Genomic DNA, 16,158 nt, shown 5'->3' on the forward strand with positions numbered 1-16,158 from the left:
CGCTTTAGAAAGCAATCCCAAACAGCGTTTTAACATTGGCATCCGTTGTGGCCGCCAGCCATTGCGGGTCTTCCCCGCGCCAGTGGGCAACGCGCGCAAGAATGTGCGCCAGATGCGCCGGTTCGTTACGCCGCGAAGCCGGTTTAGGCGTGAGATCGCGCGGCAACAGGTAGGGGGCGTCGGTCTCAATCAACAGTTTTTCCGCAGGGATGAAGGGCAGCAACTCACGCAATTCAAGACCGCGACGTTCATCGCAGACCCAACCCGTGATACCGATATAAAGCCCTCTGTCTATGCACTCCTGCATCTCCTCACGCGTACCGGTAAAGCAATGCAACACCGCGCCCGGGAGTTTATCCAGCCACGGCTCAAGCAGCGCCAGAAAACGCGCATGCGCATCCCGACAGTGCATAAAAACGGGCATCTGCAACTCAGCAGCAATGCGCAACTGCGCCTGGAAGGCGCGTTCCTGTTCTTGCGGCGTGGAAAAATTACGATTGAAGTCCAGACCACATTCGCCAATCGCCACCACATCCGGCTGGCTCGCCAGAGCAACGATCGCGTCTTCAGTTTCTGATTGCCACTGGCTGCTGTCATGCGGATGTACGCCAGCCGTCGACCAGCAGCAGGCATAACGCTGCGCCAGTTTTTGCGCCTGCTGGCTTTCGTGAAGATTGGTTCCGGTCAGAAGCATACCCGACACCCCGGCAGCCAGCGCGCGCGTCACCACGTCATCGCGATCTTTCGCAAATTGCGAACTGGTTAAATTAACGCCGATATCAAACATGCTTCCTCCCATATAACAACCGCCCTGACGGGCGGTTGCGTTTATTCTTCAGTTTTCCCGGCCTGCTCAGTCTCGGCCTCGTCATCTTCTTCTCGTGGACGTCGTTTACCGACATAGAAGCGAGAGAAGAACACGCCAACCTCAAACAGGCAGTACATCGGTATCGCCAGCAATGTTTGTGAGAAGACATCTGGCGGCGTCAACAGCATCCCCACGACAAACGCGCCAACCACGACGTAAGGACGCTTCTTACGCAAGTCCTCAGGGGTAGTTACCCCCATCCAGCAGAGCAGGACAATCGCGACGGGCACCTCGAAAGAGACGCCGAATGCCATAAATAACGCCATCACAAAGCTGAGGTAACTGGCGATATCGGTAGAAACCTGTACGCCCTGCGGCGCGGTATTGGCAAGGAAACCAAACGCGAGCGGGAAGACCACAAAGTAGGCGAACGCCATGCCGATATAGAACAGCAGCGAGCTGGACACCAGCAGCGGCACGACAAGACGACGTTCATGCTTATACAGCGCAGGGGCAATAAACGCCCATACCTGGTACAAAATCACGGGCGCAGACAGGATCAGCGACACCATGAAAGTCAGTTTGATAGGGGTGAAAAACGGCGAGGCCACGTCGGTGGCGATCATCGTCGCACCCTGCGGCATCTGTTCGATCAGCGGCGCGGCAACCATGTGATAAATGTCATTGGCGAAATAGACCAACGCCAGAAAAATCACAATAACCGCAATAATGCAGTTCAACAGACGCTTACGCAGTTCAATCAGATGCGTAATAAGAGGTTGGGTATCATCTACAGCCATGTTTACGATTTATCACTCGACGAGGGGGAGGATTCGACAACAGTCGCGGCGGATTTCTTTTCTGCGTCCATCTCGTTTACGGAAGCGGCTTCCGTCTGTTCAGGCTGCCCGGCATCAGCCGTTTCCGGTGTTTGCTCAGGAGAGTTGGCCTGGGTTTCAGCGGCGGCAGGTGTAACCCCTTCATGCTGCGCTTCGTTATCCTTCACCACCGGATTATGGATGGTATGCGCTTCATCGCTCGCTTTTTCAGGATCGTTGGCGCTGTAGGAACGCTTCATCGACTCCGCGGCCTGACGAAGTTCATCCATCGAGGCTTTCAGTTCTGGAGTCAGGTTCTGGAGGCTCGCTTTTTCGACCTTCTTCAGACTGTCCTGGAACTCCTGGAGCTTCAGCTCCTGGGTCAGTTCATTCTGAACCGTGGTCGCAAGGGATCGCAACGCGCGTACCCAGCCCGCTACCGTTTTTACCGCTACCGGCAATCGTTGAGGCCCCAGAACGATGAGGCCGATCACGAATACCAACAGCAGTTCGCTAAAACCGATGTCAAACACGAATTATACCTGCTCTTTATCGTGACTTTTGGCGTCTTCTTTCTTCGCTTCGCCTTGCGCTTCACCTTGCTTATCAGCGATAGATTTAGCGGTAAAATCAGCGTCCTGACTGGTTTTATCCTGCTTTGCATCATCATCGCTCATCGCTTTTTTGAAGCCTTTAATGGACGCGCCAAGATCGGAACCGATGGAGCCGAGCTTTTTGGTGCCAAATAGCAGTACAACGATGACGGCAATGATCAACAACTGCCAAATACTGATACCACCCATACGAGTTCCTCTGTGATAGATGATGAATTATTAAGGTCGCATTATACACGACTTGCCTTGAGCGATGAAAAAATCAGCGAGTTTTACGCCAGCCAATCAGCCAGGCGACCAGGCCTCCGGCCATTAACCAGCAAGGCATCAGCCCCCATTCCGGGCGGCTGACAAGCAGGAATGTCCCACTTAACAACAACGTCGCGCCAATGCCCAGTAAATAGCGGGATTGTCCCTGACGCACATGATTCTCCTGAAGCTCGCGCGCAATCTTATCAACACTGTGCTGTAAATATTTGCCCTGGCGCAAACTGTCATACACCAGTTCAGGTATTTCTGGCATTTTTTCGACCCAGAACGGCGCTTTTTCCTTAAGTGCTCTGGTGAGCGCAGGAATACCAACCTGATCTTTAATCCAGGATTCAAGAAACGGCTTCGCCGTTTTCCACAGATCCAACTGTGGATAGAGCTGGCGTCCAACCCCTTCAACATACAGCAATGTCTTTTGTAACAATACCAGCTGTGGCTGGACTTCCATGTTAAATCGACGCGCCGTATTGAAAAGGTTTAATAAAACGTGACCAAACGAGATTTCCGCCAGCGGTTTTTCGAAAATAGGCTCGCACACGGTGCGGATAGCGAACTCAAACTCTTCAACATTGGTATCCGGTGGCACCCACCCTGAATCCACATGCAGTTCCGCTACTTTGCGGTAGTCACGGTTAAAGAACGCGATGAAATTCTCCGCCAGATAGCGTTTATCCTCTTTGTTCAGCGACCCCACAATGCCGCAATCAATCCCAATGTATTTCGGATTTTCAGGATGCTCATAGCTGACGAAGATATTGCCAGGGTGCATATCCGCATGGAAAAAACTGTCGCGGAACACCTGGGTAAAGAAGACCTGTACGCCACGCTCAGCCAGCAGCTTCATGTTGGTGCCGTTCTTTTCCAGCGTCGCCACATCCGAAACGGGAATGCCGTAAATCCGCTCCATGACCATCATGTCCTGACTACAGTAGTCGGAATAGACTTCGGGAACATACAGCATGGGGCTGTTTTCGAAATTACGCCGTAGCTGGATGGCGTTTGCCGATTCACGCAGCAAATTCAGCTCATCGATCAGCGTTTTTTCATACTCGCGAACGACTTCGGTCGGGCGCAGGCGTCGTCCGTCCGGCAGCAGGCGCGGCACCCAACGGGCAAGACGGTAGATCAGTTTTAAATCGGCTTTAATAACCGGCAGAATATCCGGGCGGATAACCTTAATCACCACCTCTTTACCGTTCGACTTCAGCCGCGCGGTATGTACCTGGGCAATCGACGCAGAGGCTAATGGCTGGATGTCAAAGTCATCAAACCACTCTTCAACAGGCAGGCCGCCCATTGCTTCTTCAATTTGTGCTTTCGCCAGCGCGCCATCAAAAGGGGCAACTTTATCCTGCAATAGCGCAAGCTGATCGGCAATCTGAGGCGGGAAAAGGTCACGACGGGTGGAAAGCATTTGACCAAATTTGATCCACACCGGCCCCAGCTCCTGCAAAGCCAGCCTTAATCGTTCACCCAGCGGTTTGTCTTTATGCCGGTTCGGCATCCAGAATAATGAGTAACGCCATAACCGAAGCGGCAGCGTGATACGCATTTTGGGGATCAGCTCATCAAGGCCGTAACTTAAAAAGGTGCGAATGATGAAATAAAGGCGCCGTACTTCACCTGGCGTCATTTGGCCTCCAGTTTTTCCAGCCGTTTAGTCAGCGCGTCTACTGCACGCTCAACGGCTGCCGTTTCTTCTGCAAACCATGCCACTTCCAGCGGCCCAGGCGCCATACGCCACTCTTCAGTTATCGCCTCAGCGATATAACGCTGCTGACGCTGAATGTTATGACGTAAAAACTTAGCGCCGCCACGCAGGACTTTGCTGATCCCTTCCGCCGCGATATCGCCGGTATAAGGCGCCAAAAGCTCTGCGGGATCGAATTCCGCCAGATCGGCCAGCGCCACAAAATTCTGTACCACCTGAATATCGCCCTGAACCTCCAGCTCGCCGCTGCGAATAAGCGCGGTAAGCCGCTGGCGATCGCGCAATTCAGGCAACACGCTGGCATGCGTGATGACCGTGCAATCAGCCTCGCCTTCCCATGCCCCCAGCACATCGACCTGGCGTTCACTGAACACCAATACGAGCGGCGTCGAAAATCCTTTGAGCTCCACACGCAGCACCTTGTCCTGCAAACGCGCTCTGGCGGATTTCAGCGCCGGTGAACGGTACAGAAAGGTATTGAGCAGATTTTCGATTCCTGCGGTCACGAAGGGTGTAAAAGGCATCCCCGGTCTCCTGTCAGAACTTATAGCCACGATGCAGCGCAACAACGCCCGCCGTCAGGTTGTAGTAATCGACGCTTTCAAACCCGGCGTCCTGCATCATCGCTTTTAAGGTGTCCTGATCCGGATGCATACGGATAGATTCCGCCAGATAGCGGTAACTGTCCGCATCATTCGCCACGACTGAGCCAATACGCGGCAAAATGTGGAATGAATATGCGTCATACGCTTTGCTCAGCGGCTCGATAATTGGTTTAGAAAACTCAAGCACCAGCAAACGCCCGCCCGGTTTCAGCACACGGTACATGGAGCGCAGCGCTTTCTCTTTTTCCGTCACATTACGCAGACCAAACGAAATGGTGATGCAATCGAATGTGTTATCCGGGAAAGGTAGCGCTTCGGCGTTGGCCTGCACGTACTTAACATTGCCAATCACGCCAATGTTACGTAGCTTCTCGCGGCCCATTTTGAGCATCGAGTCATTGATATCCGCCAGGATAACGTTGCCGGTTTCGCCAACCAGACGCGAGAATTTGGCTGTCAGGTCGCCTGTACCGCCCGCCAGGTCAAGAACAGTCTGACCACGACGTACGCCGCTACAGTCGATGGTGAAGCGCTTCCACAAGCGGTGAATGCCAAATGACATCAAGTCATTCATGACATCGTACTTTGACGCCACAGAATGAAAAACGTGGGCCACCATGTCAGCTTTCTGCTCTTTAGCGACGGTCTGAAAGCCAAAGTGCGTCGTTTCTTGTGAATCTTCCACCATCTCAGTGCCTGCTCATCAATAAAATGTTCGAGAAGTGTAACAGATTGGGCCAATTTGCCCTACCCTTCAACCGGGCTCCGCTACCCCGAAGGAACTAGTGCGATTGCTGATTTACCCGCTCATCATCAGCACAAGGCGTATCCTGTTGATCTTCAGGAACCGCGCGTAAACGATACTCTTCATCCTGCGAGGTCGCACGTTCAACCAGATCTGGATTTATCTCGCGTTTGATTTCTACCCCCAGTTCACGAAAAGCCTCCGCCTGCGCCAGCACATTTCCACGCCCTGAGGAGAGTTTTTTCATGGCTTGCCGGTAGTTGTCCTGCGCTTTGTCCAGACTCTGGCCGATGGACGACATGTCATCGATAAATAAGCGCATCTTGTCGTAGAGTTTGCTGGCTCTGTCTGCGATGTGCTGCGCGTTACGGCTTTGATGCTCATAGCGCCATAAGTTGGCAATCGTACGCAACGCCACCAGCAACGTCGTCGGGCTGACCAGCATAATATTATTTTTAAGCGCTTCGGTAATCAGTTCGGGCTGTCTGTCCAGCGCCAGTAAAAACGCAGGCTCGACAGGAATGAACATCAGCACATAGTCGAGCGTGCGTAACCCCGGCAACTGCTGGTAATCCTTGCGCCCCAGCAAGCGAATATGGTTACGTACTGACGCGATGTGCTCCTGCAACGCGCTTTCGCGCGTGTACTCATCTTCAGCGTTAAAATAGCGCTCATAGGCAACCAGCGTCATTTTGGCGTCGATGACGACATCCTTCCCTTGCGGCAGACGCACAATGACATCCGGCTGCATACGCGAGCGGGCGTCATTTTCAATACTCACCTGGGTTTCATACTCATAACCTTCACGCAGACCCGAGGCTTCAAGTACGCGCGTCAGCACTACTTCTCCCCAGTTACCCTGGGTTTTATTATCGCCTTTCAACGCGCGCGTCAGGTTCACCGCTTCCTGCGTCATTTGCGCATTCAGCTGTTGTAGATTGCGGATCTCATGCGCCAGGGTGTGGCGTTCACGCGCCTCCTGACCAAAGCTGTCCTGCACCTGGCGACGGAAGCCATCCAGTTGTTCGCGAAGCGGCGTTAACAGGCTATTCAGACTCTGGCGGTTTTGCTCATCAACCCGGCGGTTGCTCTGCTCGAAGATGCGGTTGGCAAGGTTCTCAAACTGCTCGCTTAAGCGCTGTTCGCTGTTGATCATCTGGCGGATTTTATCTTCCGCATGCAGCTGAGTGGCCTCCAGCCGCGTGGTGACTTCACGCAGATCCGCTTCCAGCGAGGTGTTGATGTCCCGCAGATTGCGCAGTTCGTTATTGAGCAGTTCACACTCCTCGCGCCAGTGTTCGCTTAGCGCAACCTGCTGTCTTGCAGCGCTGAGCGACGCCACAATCTCTTCACGTTCCGCCAGCTGTTCGGCCTTATGCTGCGCCTGTTGATAACTGGCGATCAGCCAGCCTACCCCCACACCCGCCAGCGCCAACACGGCATACAAAATGATTGTGATATCCACCACGCCCCCTGCATCAAGGAATTACCCGCACAAAATAGAATTGTGCTGTATAAACGTCCAGTTTGAAAGGGTTTTCCTGCGAGGCGCTACGCAAAAAGAAAAGGCCGAACGCGTCGGCCTTTCGTGGGGAAGGGAAGAATTACAGCAGACGACGCGCTGCTTCCACGACAATTTTCACCGCATGGCTTTCGGTCTGTTTCATCGTTTCCGCATTCGGGATCTCTTGCTGAGTGCGGTTAACGATAACGCCCGCCACCATACCGGCACGCAGACCCTGGCTCGCGCACATGGTCAGCAGCGTGGCGGATTCCATTTCGTAGTTCATGACGCCCATCGATTGCCACTCTTCCATAGAACCTTTAAAACGACGAACGACGCGGCCAGAGAAGGTGTCGTAACGTTCCTGACCCGGATAGAAGGTGTCAGAAGAGGCGGTAACGCCAACGTGAGTGGTCGCGCCCACGGATTTCGCCGCTTCAACCAGCGCAGTCGTACATTCAAAATCGGCGACGGCCGGGAACTCCATCGGCGCAAAGTGCAGGCTCGCTCCGTCCAGACGTACAGACGCGGTTGTGACCAGCACATCGCCCACGTTGATATGCGGCTGAATAGCGCCAGTGGTGCCGATACGCAGGAAAGTACGAATACCCAGTTGCGCCAGTTCCTCTACCGCAATAGAGGTGGACGGGCCGCCAATACCGGTAGAGCAGACGATGATAGCTTTACCATCCAGCTCAGCACGCCAGGTGGTGAATTCGCGATGAGATGCCAGCTTAACCGGCTTTTCCATCAGCGCGGCGATCTTTTCCACACGCTCCGGGTCGCCAGGGACGATAGCCAGCGTAGCCCCTTGTAAATCATTTTTGGTGAGGCCGAGATGAAAAACATCAGACTTGGACATAAAAACTCCTCTGTGAATCGGGTTTGTCAGAAGAAGCAAAAAGACACTTTACCGAAGAGCTAAAAATAGTTTCGTGACGCTCATCACCATGAAGTAAATAAATTGCATTGAATTACCATAAAATAGTGATGTTAATCACATAAACATATCAATACCGCGCACCATTGCACAAAAGATAGCCTGTTTCAGGCAATGTGATTTGTTGCATGCTGTCTATATTTAACATTGCGCTATTTCCTTAAGGGTACGGAGAATACCATGACAACGACACAACAATCTGGCTTTGCACCTGCTGCTTCCCCCCTTGCTACCACAACGGTTCACACCCCGGATGACGCCATTATCGCAGGCGTAACATCTATTCCTACTCAGGGTGATGAGATGCCCGCCTGGCACGCACGGCCAAAAGTGAACGATGGCGCGTTACCCGTTGTCATTGTGGTGCAGGAGATCTTTGGTGTTCATGAACATATTCGCGACGTTTGCCGCCGCCTGGCGCTGGAAGGGTATCTGGCTATCGCACCAGAACTCTATTTCCGCGAAGGCGATCCGAATGATTTTGCCGATATCCCAACGCTGTTAAGCGGTCTGGTGGCCAAAGTACCGGACTCTCAGGTACTGGCGGATCTGGACCACGTCGCCAGTTGGGCCTCCCGCAACGGCGGCGATGTGCATCGTCTGATGATAACCGGCTTTTGTTGGGGCGGGCGTATTACCTGGCTGTATGCTGCACACAATCCACAGTTAAAAGCTGCGGTAGCATGGTATGGAAAGCTGGTCGGGGACAAAACCCTGAACTCGCCCAGACACCCGGTGGATATCGCGACCGATCTGAACGCGCCGGTTCTGGGGCTGTATGGCGGGCAGGACACTGGCATTCCCGTGGATACCGTCGAAACCATGCGGCAGGCGCTGCGCGCAGCAAACGCCAAAGCGGAGATCGTCGTTTACCCGGATGCAGGACATGCTTTTAATGCGGATTATCGTCCGAGCTATCATGAAGAGTCGGCGAAAGATGGCTGGCAAAGAATGCTTGAGTGGTTTGCGCAGTACGGCGGGAAGAAATAAACGTTAATTGCCCGGTGGCGGCTACGCCTTACCGGGCCTACAACAGTTGCGATTTCCTGTAACCCGGGTAAGCGCTAGCGCTTCCCGAGCAGCGAATTATGCCTGACGCAGATTCTGCGCGGCTTTGACCATGTTCGCCAGCGCGGCGCGGGTTTCCGGCCAGCCGCGGGTTTTCAGGCCGCAGTCCGGGTTCACCCACAGACGTTCCGCCGGAATACGCTGAGCGGCTTTATTCAGCAGGGCTTCAATCCACTCTACGCTCGGTACGTTCGGCGAGTGAATGTCGTAGACGCCCGGCCCGATTTCGTTCGGGTATTCAAATTCTTCGAACGACTCCAGCAGCTCCATATCAGAGCGCGACGTTTCAATGGTAATCACGTCCGCATCCAGCGCCGCGATAGAATCCATGATGTCATTGAACTCGCAGTAACACATGTGGGTATGGATCTGGGTATCATCCTTCGCCACCGCAGCGTTGATGCGGAAGGCTTCCACACCCCATTGCAGGTAAGCATCCCAGTCGCTACGACGCAGCGGCAACCCTTCACGCAGTGCTGGTTCATCAATCTGAATGATGCCGATTCCCGCCGCTTCCAGATCGGCAACCTCATCACGCAGCGCCAGCGCAATCTGTTTAGCGATGGTTTCACGGCTCACATCTTCACGCGGGAATGACCAGCAGAGGATCGTCACCGGGCCGGTCAGCATCCCTTTCACCGGTTTATCAGTCAGGGACTGCGCGTATTTCGCCCACTCCACGGTGATCGGTTCCGGGCGGCTGACATCACCAATGACGACCGGCGGTTTCACGCAGCGAGAGCCATAGCTCTGCACCCAGCCATTCTGGGTGAAGACAAAACCATCCAGATGTTCACCGAAGTACTCCACCATGTCGTTACGCTCAGCTTCACCGTGTACCAGTACGTCTAAACCTAAACGCTCCTGCTCAACGATCGCCTGTTTGATGTGTTCAGCGATGCCGGTACGGTAGTGATTCGCATCAAGGTTGCCCTTTTTGAAGTCCAGACGCAGGCCGCGGATTTCCGTCGTCTGCGGGAATGAGCCGATCGTGGTGGTCGGCCATGACGGCAGGTTAAAACGGTTACGCTGCGCCTGGGCACGTGCGGCATAAGGGCTGGCACGCTGGCTGTCCTGGGCGGTAATCGCCGCCAGACGTTTCTCCACCGCCGCGTTGTGCACGCGGGTGGAGTGGCGACGAGCCTGAATCGGCGCGCTCCACGCTTCAAGTTTTGCCGTGTCGCCGCTGTTCAGCGCATCGCGCAGCAGCGCCAGTTCACCGCATTTTTGCAGCGCGAAAGCAAACCAGCTTTTCACTTCCGCATCCAGACGAGTTTCGACGCTCAGGTCGATCGGGCTGTGCAGCAGAGAGCAGGACGAGGCCACCCACAGGTCGCGTTTGCCGACAATGTCCTTAATTTGCGCATATTTTTCCGTAAGATCGGCGCGCCAGACGTTGCGACCGTTAACCAGACCCGCAGACAGCAGCCAGTCAGACGGCAGACGCTTGTGCAGTTCGGCAACGTCATCTTTACCGTGTACCAGATCAACGTGCAGACCCTGCACCGGCAGCGCGGCGATGGTATCCAGATTCGGCGTGACGCCTTCAAAATAGGTCGTCAGCAGCAGCTTCACCTGGCCTTGCAGCGCATCATACGCAGGCTTGTAAGCATCCAGCCATTCCTGCGGCAGTTCCAGCACCAGCGCAGGTTCATCAATCTGTACCCATTCAACGCCGCGTTTCGCCAGCTCGGTCAGTACCTGTTTGTAGACCGGCAGAATGTCGTTCAGCAAGCTCAGACGGTCGAACGACTCCCCTTTCACTTTACCCAGCCACAGGTAGGTTACCGGCCCCAACAGTACCGGTTTCACCTTGTGACCCAGCGCCAGCGCTTCGTCCACTTCATCCAGAAGCTGAGTCCAGGTCAGTTTAAACTGCTGGCCCTTCACAAACTCCGGCACCATATAGTGATAGTTGGTGTTAAACCATTTGGTCATTTCCGCCGCCGCAGCCGGTTCACCGGTCGGCGCGCGACCGCGGCCAATGCGGAACAGAGTGTCGATATCCACCGAGCCGTCGCTGTTCTGATGACGAGCCGGTACATTGCCCAGCAACAGGCTGGTGGTCAGAACATGGTCGTACCAGGCGAAATCGCCCACCGGCAGCAGGTCGATGCCCGCCTGCTTTTGTTGATCCCAGTGGCGCGCACGCAGTTCACGTCCGGTTGCCAGCAGGTCTTCACGGGTGGCGTTGCCCGCCCAGTAGCTCTCTTGCGCTTTTTTTAACTCACGACGCAGGCCAACGCGAGGAAAACCGAGGGTGTGATTGCGGATTGTCATGTTTATTCCTCTCTTATTTCATTGAATCTGAATAAAAAACTCTAAATAGTTCGGCTTGCAGGAAGGCGGCAACGATGCGCATCCCCAGGAGCTTACTGAAGTAAGTGACTGGGGTAAGCGAGGAAGCCAACGCATCTGCAAGTCGAAATATGACGAGTTTTAGACGTCCAGATGTTTACACATCTATAATTGGCAGGTACTGTATATTCCTCAAGCGCAATTTACTCATGCCGAAGTGAAGGACTTTCATGATCGAGATTAAACACCTGAAAACGCTCCAGGCGTTGCGGAATAGCGGTTCGCTGGCGGCTGCGGCGGCTACGCTGCACCAGACCCAATCCGCCTTGTCTCACCAGTTCAGCGATCTGGAACAGCGCCTTGGCTTCCGGTTATTTGTCCGTAAGAGTCAGCCGCTGCGTTTTACGCCACAGGGGGAAATTCTCCTGCAACTGGCAAACCAGGTACTGCCACAGATTAGCCGCGCCCTACAGGCCTGTAACGAACCACAGCAGACCCGATTACGCATTGCGATTGAATGTCATAGCTGTATTCAGTGGCTGACCCCGGCGCTGGAAAACTTCCACGCCAGGTGGCCGCAGGTTGAGATGGATTTCAAATCCGGCGTGACGTTTGATCCCCAGCCCGCGCTGCAACAGGGGGAGCTGGATCTGGTGATGACATCAGACATCCTGCCGCGCAGCGGGCTGCACTATTCGCCGATGTTCGATTTTGAAGTACGACTGGTGCTGGCGCCCGATCATCCGCTGGCCAGTAAGGCGCAGATTACGCCGGAAGATTTAGCCAGCGAGACGCTGTTGATCTATCCGGTACAGCGCAGCCGACTGGATGTCTGGCGGCATTTCCTGCAACCCGCCGGCATCAGCCCGTCACTGAAAAACGTGGATAACACCCTACTGCTGATTCAGATGGTCGCCGCCAGAATGGGCATTGCCGCCCTGCCGCACTGGGTAGTGGAGAGTTTCGAACGCCAGGGGCTGGTCGTCACCAAAACCCTGGGCGACGGTTTATGGAGCCGCCTCTACGCTGCGGTGCGCGATGGCGAGCAGCGTCAGGCGGTGACTGAAGCGTTTATTCGCTCGGCGCGGAACCACGCATGCGACCATCTGCCGTTTGTACGGAGCGCGGAGCGACCCACTTCCGATGTACCCACAGGGAAGCCAGTATCACAAGCGCGCCTGTAATAAAACTCGGCCAGTGGGGCTGTTGATGCCAGATCGCCAGATTAACCAACAGTCCCGCAGGCACATGCATATTGTTCATGATGCCTAACGTACCGGCATCCACCTGGGTCGCGCCATAGTTCCACATGAAGTAGCCGATACCCGACGCCGCCACGCCCAGGAAGATCAGAATGCTCCACTGTAGCGTCGTTTCCGGCATATTCTGCGCGTTCCCCAGCATAGACCAGGCGACAACGGCCACCAGAAACGCCCCAACGTAAAACCAGGCGAACGCGTTATGCTGCGGCATAGGCCGGGTTTCCATCAGACGCTTGTAGCCCACCATCCCGATGGCAAAACTGATATTGGAAAGCTGTACCAGCAGTAACCCCGTCCAGAAATGATCGGTAACCTGGTCGTAACGAATAATCCCAGCGCCGATGACCGCCAGCAACGCGCTGAAGGCATAACCCCAGCGCAGGCGACGCTTGCTCATCAAATCATAAATCAGCGTGATATAAAGCGGCGTGAGGACGGTAAACAGCAGCAGTTCGGAGACCGTCAGATAGAGATAGGCGCGGAAACTCAGCATATACATAATGCCAAGCTGCATCGCTCCCACCAGCATATACAGGCCAATGGTTTTTACGCTATGCCCACGGGTACGCAGAAACGGGAGGAACACCAGCGCTGCCAGCCCAACACGCACCAGCACCGCAAAATAGCTATCAACATGACCCGCGAGATACTCGCCGAACAGGCTAAAGGAGAAGGCCCACAGGATAGTGGTAATGATGAGTAGCGCCACAATGGATGTCTCTTTGAATAAAGGGCACCCATTGTAGCGGAGAGTTTAGTTGACAACTGGTCAACTAAAGAGCAATCGCATTACCGCAAAAAGAGCTTACGCAGATAATGCGGTACGGCATCGTCGGCATTGATGCCAATGATTTCCAGGCCCGGATGCAGATCTTTCAGGCGCTGATGGGCATTGCCCATAATGCAGCCTTTCCCCGCCATCGAGAGCATTTCCGCGTCGTTCATGCCATCGCCAAACGCAATGCAATCCTGCAATTTGTAGCCCATCGCTTTCGAGACGGCTTCCAGCGCATGCCCTTTCGACACGCCTCCCGCCATCACTTCCAGACAGGTCAGCGTAGAGAAACTGACGTTCACGCGATCGCCCCAGCGTGCGTTAATCGCCTGCTCCAGCGGCAGTAGTTTTTCATGCGCATCGCTGGTGAAGAACACTTTGCTGACCCCTTCGGGCTCCAGCATCGCAGGTTCGAACAGCGAATAGTGAAATACCGCTTCTTTGAAGAAACGCATTTCATCCGGGCGGTGGCGGTTCATAAACCACTCGTCATCGCGATAGACGTTAGTCACGATATCCGAGCTTGCATTCACTACGCCAAACAGATCGCTGGCGATGTCGCGGTCAAGGTTGTGAGTGAACACCAGCTTCCCGTCGGTGTCATGCACGCGCGCGCCGTTGGAGGTAATCATGTAAGACTTAATCTCAAGATTATCGCGGATTTGCCCCACATCGACGTGGTGGCGGCCAGTCGCGAACACAAAATTCACGCCACAGGCGGTCAATAATTTCAGCGTCTCTTTCGCGTAAGGGGACAACGTGTGATCGGGAGAGAGCAGCGTACCATCTAAATCAGACGCAACAACCTGATACATAAGAAAATTAAACCTCAAGGCAAAGCGGTTTCCGCTGGATGAATTAGTTATGCCTGTCGAAAAATTCGACAATGGCGTTAAGCGCGACTGAGCGCATTGCGTCCTTTTCAAAAAGGATCTCATGGTACGCGCCTTTTATGACAAGCGGTCGCTCTCCCTCTACGGGATGGCCCGCTGCGGCGCGGATTTCACAAAAACGGTCATGCGCGCGGTTATCCACCACACGCTCTTCTTCAGCCTGAACGAGTAGCACAGGGGTTGCGTCATCACCCGCCCCCGCCAGAGCCTGCTCACCGGCCAGAATACCTTCACGCACCCAGTGGTAAGTCGGCCCCCCGACGCGCAGCCGGGGTTCATCGGCATAGAAACGTAAATTGCGCCGATAGCGCTGCCGACTGTGCGTTAGCACATTCATACTAAAAGGCAGCGCTCGCCAGCGCCCGGTGCCAATGGCATACCCTTCACGGATTCGCTGATGCCCCTCGGCCCAGTCAAGAATGTGGCGCACCATCCATTCCGGTAAGCGCATCACGATACCAAACATCGGCGCGCAAAGCGCGATGGCATCACACTGGACGGCGTTGCGTTGCAGGAACAGCGTGGCAATAGCGCCCCCCATAGAGTGCGCCAGAATATAGCGTTTCCGCCACGGCCCCGATTGCACTTCCTGCTGCCAGAATGCGGTTAAGTCATCGACATAATCGTTAAAATTGACCACATGACCACGGTGCGTATCCGACAGCAAACGCCCGGAGCGCCCTTGCCCGCGGTGGTCGATGATGAGGACATCAAAACCAAGATGGAACAGGTCATACGCCAGTTCGGCATACTTTACGTAGCTTTCAATGCGACCTGGACAGATGACGATGACACGATCGTTTTTCTTTGCGTGAAAGCGGACAAAGTGTACGGGAACGTCGTCCACGCCCGTGAATTCTGCTTCTTCCCGCTGACGCCAGAAATCTGTCAGTGGCCCCATAGAAAAAGCAGCGAACGCGTTTTCTCTCGTTTCCCAGTCCTTTTGCTGCTGAAACATCGGGTATCCAGCCTCGTTTACCAGGTAAAAATCGTTTTCTTTATGATGCCTGACACAATACAGCGACAGTAGGGTATTGTGGCATAAAAACAGACAATCAGGGAGTTCCTCATGACCTTCGAATGGTGGTTCACTTATCTGCTGACATCCATTATTTTGAGCCTTTCTCCCGGCTCCGGCGCCATCAATACCATGACCACGGCAATCAGCCACGGCTATCGCGGCGCAACGGCGTCTATTGCGGGTTTGCAGACCGGGCTTGGCATTCACATCGTACTGGTTGGCGTGGGCCTGGGGACGCTGTTTTCACGTTCCGTCGTCGCATTCGAAGTCCTGAAATGGGCGGGCGCCGCTTATCTGATCTGGCTGGGTATCCAGCAATGGCGTGCCGCAGGCGCTATCGATCTCAACACGCTGGCGCACGCGCAGTCCCGAAGCCGTCTGTTCAGGCGCGCGGTATTTGTAAACCTGACCAACCCAAAGAGCATTGTTTTTCTCGCCGCGCTATTTCCGCAGTTTATCAAGCCGCAGGAGCCGCAGCTGATGCAGTACGTTGTGCTCGGCATCACAACCATTGTCGTTGATATCATTGTGATGATCGGTTACGCGACGCTGGCGACACGTATCGCAGGCTGGATTAAAGGGCCGAAGCAAATGAAGGCGTTGAATAAGGTATTTGGTTCGCTGTTTATGCTGGTGGGTGCGCTGCTGGCGTCCGCAAGGCATGCCTGAGAAACTGGAATAGCGCTCGCAACATAATGTTAATCATATGAGCGCCTGAACCTGGCCTTTCGGGAAGGGTCGCAAACAAAGAAAATTATTTTTTATCATGCTATTGCGTTGCTGACGCCAGTGCCAGAATACCGCCGGACTCTCTTATTCATGGATG

15 protein-coding genes and 1 pseudogene are annotated in these 16,158 nt (G+C 54.4%); 3 read left to right on the top strand and 13 right to left on the bottom strand.

Translation table 11 applies throughout. The annotated features are described in order from the left end of the window. Positions 1 to 4: 4 nt before the first annotated feature. From tatD to udp, 9 genes are all read right to left on the bottom strand, one after another. Complete coding sequence (gene tatD / locus FD428_RS21080; RefSeq protein ID WP_104867954.1) at positions 5 to 787, bottom strand: 3'-5' ssDNA/RNA exonuclease TatD; 783 nt, start codon at positions 785 to 787, stop codon at positions 5 to 7. A gap of 41 nt (positions 788 to 828) precedes the next feature. Continuing rightward, positions 829 to 1,608, bottom strand: coding sequence for a Sec-independent protein translocase subunit TatC (tatC, locus tag FD428_RS21085; protein ID WP_012131184.1), 780 nt, complete (start codon positions 1,606 to 1,608; stop codon positions 829 to 831). A gap of 2 nt (positions 1,609 to 1,610) precedes the next feature. Further along, entirely contained in the window at positions 1,611 to 2,159 is a 549-nt protein-coding gene (tatB, locus tag FD428_RS21090; RefSeq protein ID WP_012131183.1) for a Sec-independent protein translocase protein TatB, read from the bottom strand. A 3-nt stretch (positions 2,160 to 2,162) separates the two neighbouring features. Next, positions 2,163 to 2,429 (bottom strand): Sec-independent protein translocase subunit TatA, encoded by a 267-nt coding sequence (tatA, locus tag FD428_RS21095; protein ID WP_012131182.1) that lies wholly within the window; start codon positions 2,427 to 2,429, stop codon positions 2,163 to 2,165. Positions 2,430 to 2,502: 73 nt separating this feature from the next. Continuing rightward, positions 2,503 to 4,143 (bottom strand): ubiquinone biosynthesis regulatory protein kinase UbiB, encoded by a 1,641-nt coding sequence (gene ubiB / locus FD428_RS21100; protein ID WP_012131181.1) that lies wholly within the window; start codon positions 4,141 to 4,143, stop codon positions 2,503 to 2,505. Continuing rightward, on the bottom strand, positions 4,140 to 4,745 hold the full coding sequence (gene ubiJ / locus FD428_RS21105) for a ubiquinone biosynthesis protein UbiJ (protein ID WP_047459960.1): 606 nt from the start codon (positions 4,743 to 4,745) through the stop codon (positions 4,140 to 4,142). The genes ubiB and ubiJ overlap by 4 nt, the downstream gene beginning before the upstream one ends. Before the next feature lie 13 nt (positions 4,746 to 4,758). After that, complete coding sequence (gene ubiE / locus FD428_RS21110; RefSeq protein ID WP_012131179.1) at positions 4,759 to 5,514, bottom strand: bifunctional demethylmenaquinone methyltransferase/2-methoxy-6-polyprenyl-1,4-benzoquinol methylase UbiE; 756 nt, start codon at positions 5,512 to 5,514, stop codon at positions 4,759 to 4,761. Positions 5,515 to 5,608: 94 nt separating this feature from the next. Then, on the bottom strand, positions 5,609 to 7,036 hold the full coding sequence (gene rmuC / locus FD428_RS21115; protein WP_024130102.1) for a DNA recombination protein RmuC: 1,428 nt from the start codon (positions 7,034 to 7,036) through the stop codon (positions 5,609 to 5,611). A 139-nt stretch (positions 7,037 to 7,175) separates the two neighbouring features. Then, positions 7,176 to 7,937, bottom strand: coding sequence for a uridine phosphorylase (udp, locus tag FD428_RS21120; RefSeq protein WP_012131176.1), 762 nt, complete (start codon positions 7,935 to 7,937; stop codon positions 7,176 to 7,178). Positions 7,938 to 8,195: 258 nt separating this feature from the next. Here udp and FD428_RS21125 point away from each other — a divergent pair, with 258 nt between their 5' ends. After that, a complete protein-coding gene (locus tag FD428_RS21125) occupies positions 8,196 to 9,005 on the top strand; it encodes a dienelactone hydrolase family protein (protein WP_049009834.1) in 810 nt (269 codons plus the stop codon). Between the two features lie 96 nt (positions 9,006 to 9,101). On the opposite strand, the gene metE is transcribed toward FD428_RS21125, so the two are convergent. Further along, positions 9,102 to 11,363, bottom strand: coding sequence for a 5-methyltetrahydropteroyltriglutamate--homocysteine S-methyltransferase (metE, locus tag FD428_RS21130; RefSeq protein WP_012131174.1), 2,262 nt, complete (start codon positions 11,361 to 11,363; stop codon positions 9,102 to 9,104). A 248-nt stretch (positions 11,364 to 11,611) separates the two neighbouring features. Between metE and metR the strand changes: the two genes are divergently transcribed. Continuing rightward, entirely contained in the window at positions 11,612 to 12,565 is a 954-nt protein-coding gene (gene metR, locus FD428_RS21135) for an HTH-type transcriptional regulator MetR (RefSeq protein ID WP_071258139.1), read from the top strand. Here metR and FD428_RS21140 read toward each other — a convergent pair. The 3 genes and pseudogenes from FD428_RS21140 to pldB all read right to left on the bottom strand — a co-directional run. Beyond that, positions 12,453 to 13,352, bottom strand: coding sequence for a carboxylate/amino acid/amine transporter (locus FD428_RS21140; protein WP_012131171.1), 900 nt, complete (start codon positions 13,350 to 13,352; stop codon positions 12,453 to 12,455). The two genes, metR and FD428_RS21140, sit on opposite strands and share 113 nt — an antisense overlap. A gap of 80 nt (positions 13,353 to 13,432) precedes the next feature. Further along, positions 13,433 to 14,233, bottom strand: a complete 801-nt coding sequence (yigL, locus tag FD428_RS21145; protein WP_114848751.1) for a sugar/pyridoxal phosphate phosphatase YigL — start codon at positions 14,231 to 14,233, stop codon at positions 13,433 to 13,435. Between the two features lie 46 nt (positions 14,234 to 14,279). Then, a pseudogene (gene pldB / locus FD428_RS21150) lies at positions 14,280 to 15,269 on the bottom strand (lysophospholipase L2); the annotation flags it as partial. Positions 15,270 to 15,380: 111 nt separating this feature from the next. Between pldB and rhtB the strand changes: the two are divergent. Beyond that, positions 15,381 to 16,001 carry a homoserine/homoserine lactone efflux protein gene (rhtB, locus tag FD428_RS21155; protein WP_114848752.1) on the top strand — a complete coding sequence of 207 codons (621 nt, stop codon included), beginning with the start codon at positions 15,381 to 15,383 and terminating at the stop codon, positions 15,999 to 16,001. Positions 16,002 to 16,158 lie beyond the last annotated feature (157 nt).

Origin of the sequence: Citrobacter sp. TBCP-5362 (assembly GCF_005406305.1) — a bacterium.
GTDB classification, from domain to species: domain Bacteria; phylum Pseudomonadota; class Gammaproteobacteria; order Enterobacterales; family Enterobacteriaceae; genus Citrobacter_B; species Citrobacter_B koseri.

What these genes read in the sequence shown, in the direction of transcription:
- yigL (WP_114848751.1), bottom strand. Translation starts at nt 14,233, where the DNA reads ATGTATCAGGTTGTTGCGTCTGATTTAGATGGTACGCTGCTCTCTCCC.
- udp (WP_012131176.1), bottom strand. Translation starts at nt 7,937, where the DNA reads ATGTCCAAGTCTGATGTTTTTCATCTCGGCCTCACCAAAAATGATTTA.
- ubiE (WP_012131179.1), bottom strand. Translation starts at nt 5,514, where the DNA reads ATGGTGGAAGATTCACAAGAAACGACGCACTTTGGCTTTCAGACCGTC.
- tatD (WP_104867954.1), bottom strand. Translation starts at nt 787, where the DNA reads ATGTTTGATATCGGCGTTAATTTAACCAGTTCGCAATTTGCGAAAGAT.
- tatC (WP_012131184.1), bottom strand. Translation starts at nt 1,608, where the DNA reads ATGGCTGTAGATGATACCCAACCTCTTATTACGCATCTGATTGAACTG.
- tatA (WP_012131182.1), bottom strand. Translation starts at nt 2,429, where the DNA reads ATGGGTGGTATCAGTATTTGGCAGTTGTTGATCATTGCCGTCATCGTT.
- metR (WP_071258139.1), top strand. Translation starts at nt 11,612, where the DNA reads ATGATCGAGATTAAACACCTGAAAACGCTCCAGGCGTTGCGGAATAGC.
- rhtB (WP_114848752.1), top strand. Translation starts at nt 15,381, where the DNA reads ATGACCTTCGAATGGTGGTTCACTTATCTGCTGACATCCATTATTTTG.
- ubiB (WP_012131181.1), bottom strand. Translation starts at nt 4,143, where the DNA reads ATGACGCCAGGTGAAGTACGGCGCCTTTATTTCATCATTCGCACCTTT.
- FD428_RS21125 (WP_049009834.1), top strand. Translation starts at nt 8,196, where the DNA reads ATGACAACGACACAACAATCTGGCTTTGCACCTGCTGCTTCCCCCCTT.
- ubiJ (WP_047459960.1), bottom strand. Translation starts at nt 4,745, where the DNA reads ATGCCTTTTACACCCTTCGTGACCGCAGGAATCGAAAATCTGCTCAAT.
- metE (WP_012131174.1), bottom strand. Translation starts at nt 11,363, where the DNA reads ATGACAATCCGCAATCACACCCTCGGTTTTCCTCGCGTTGGCCTGCGT.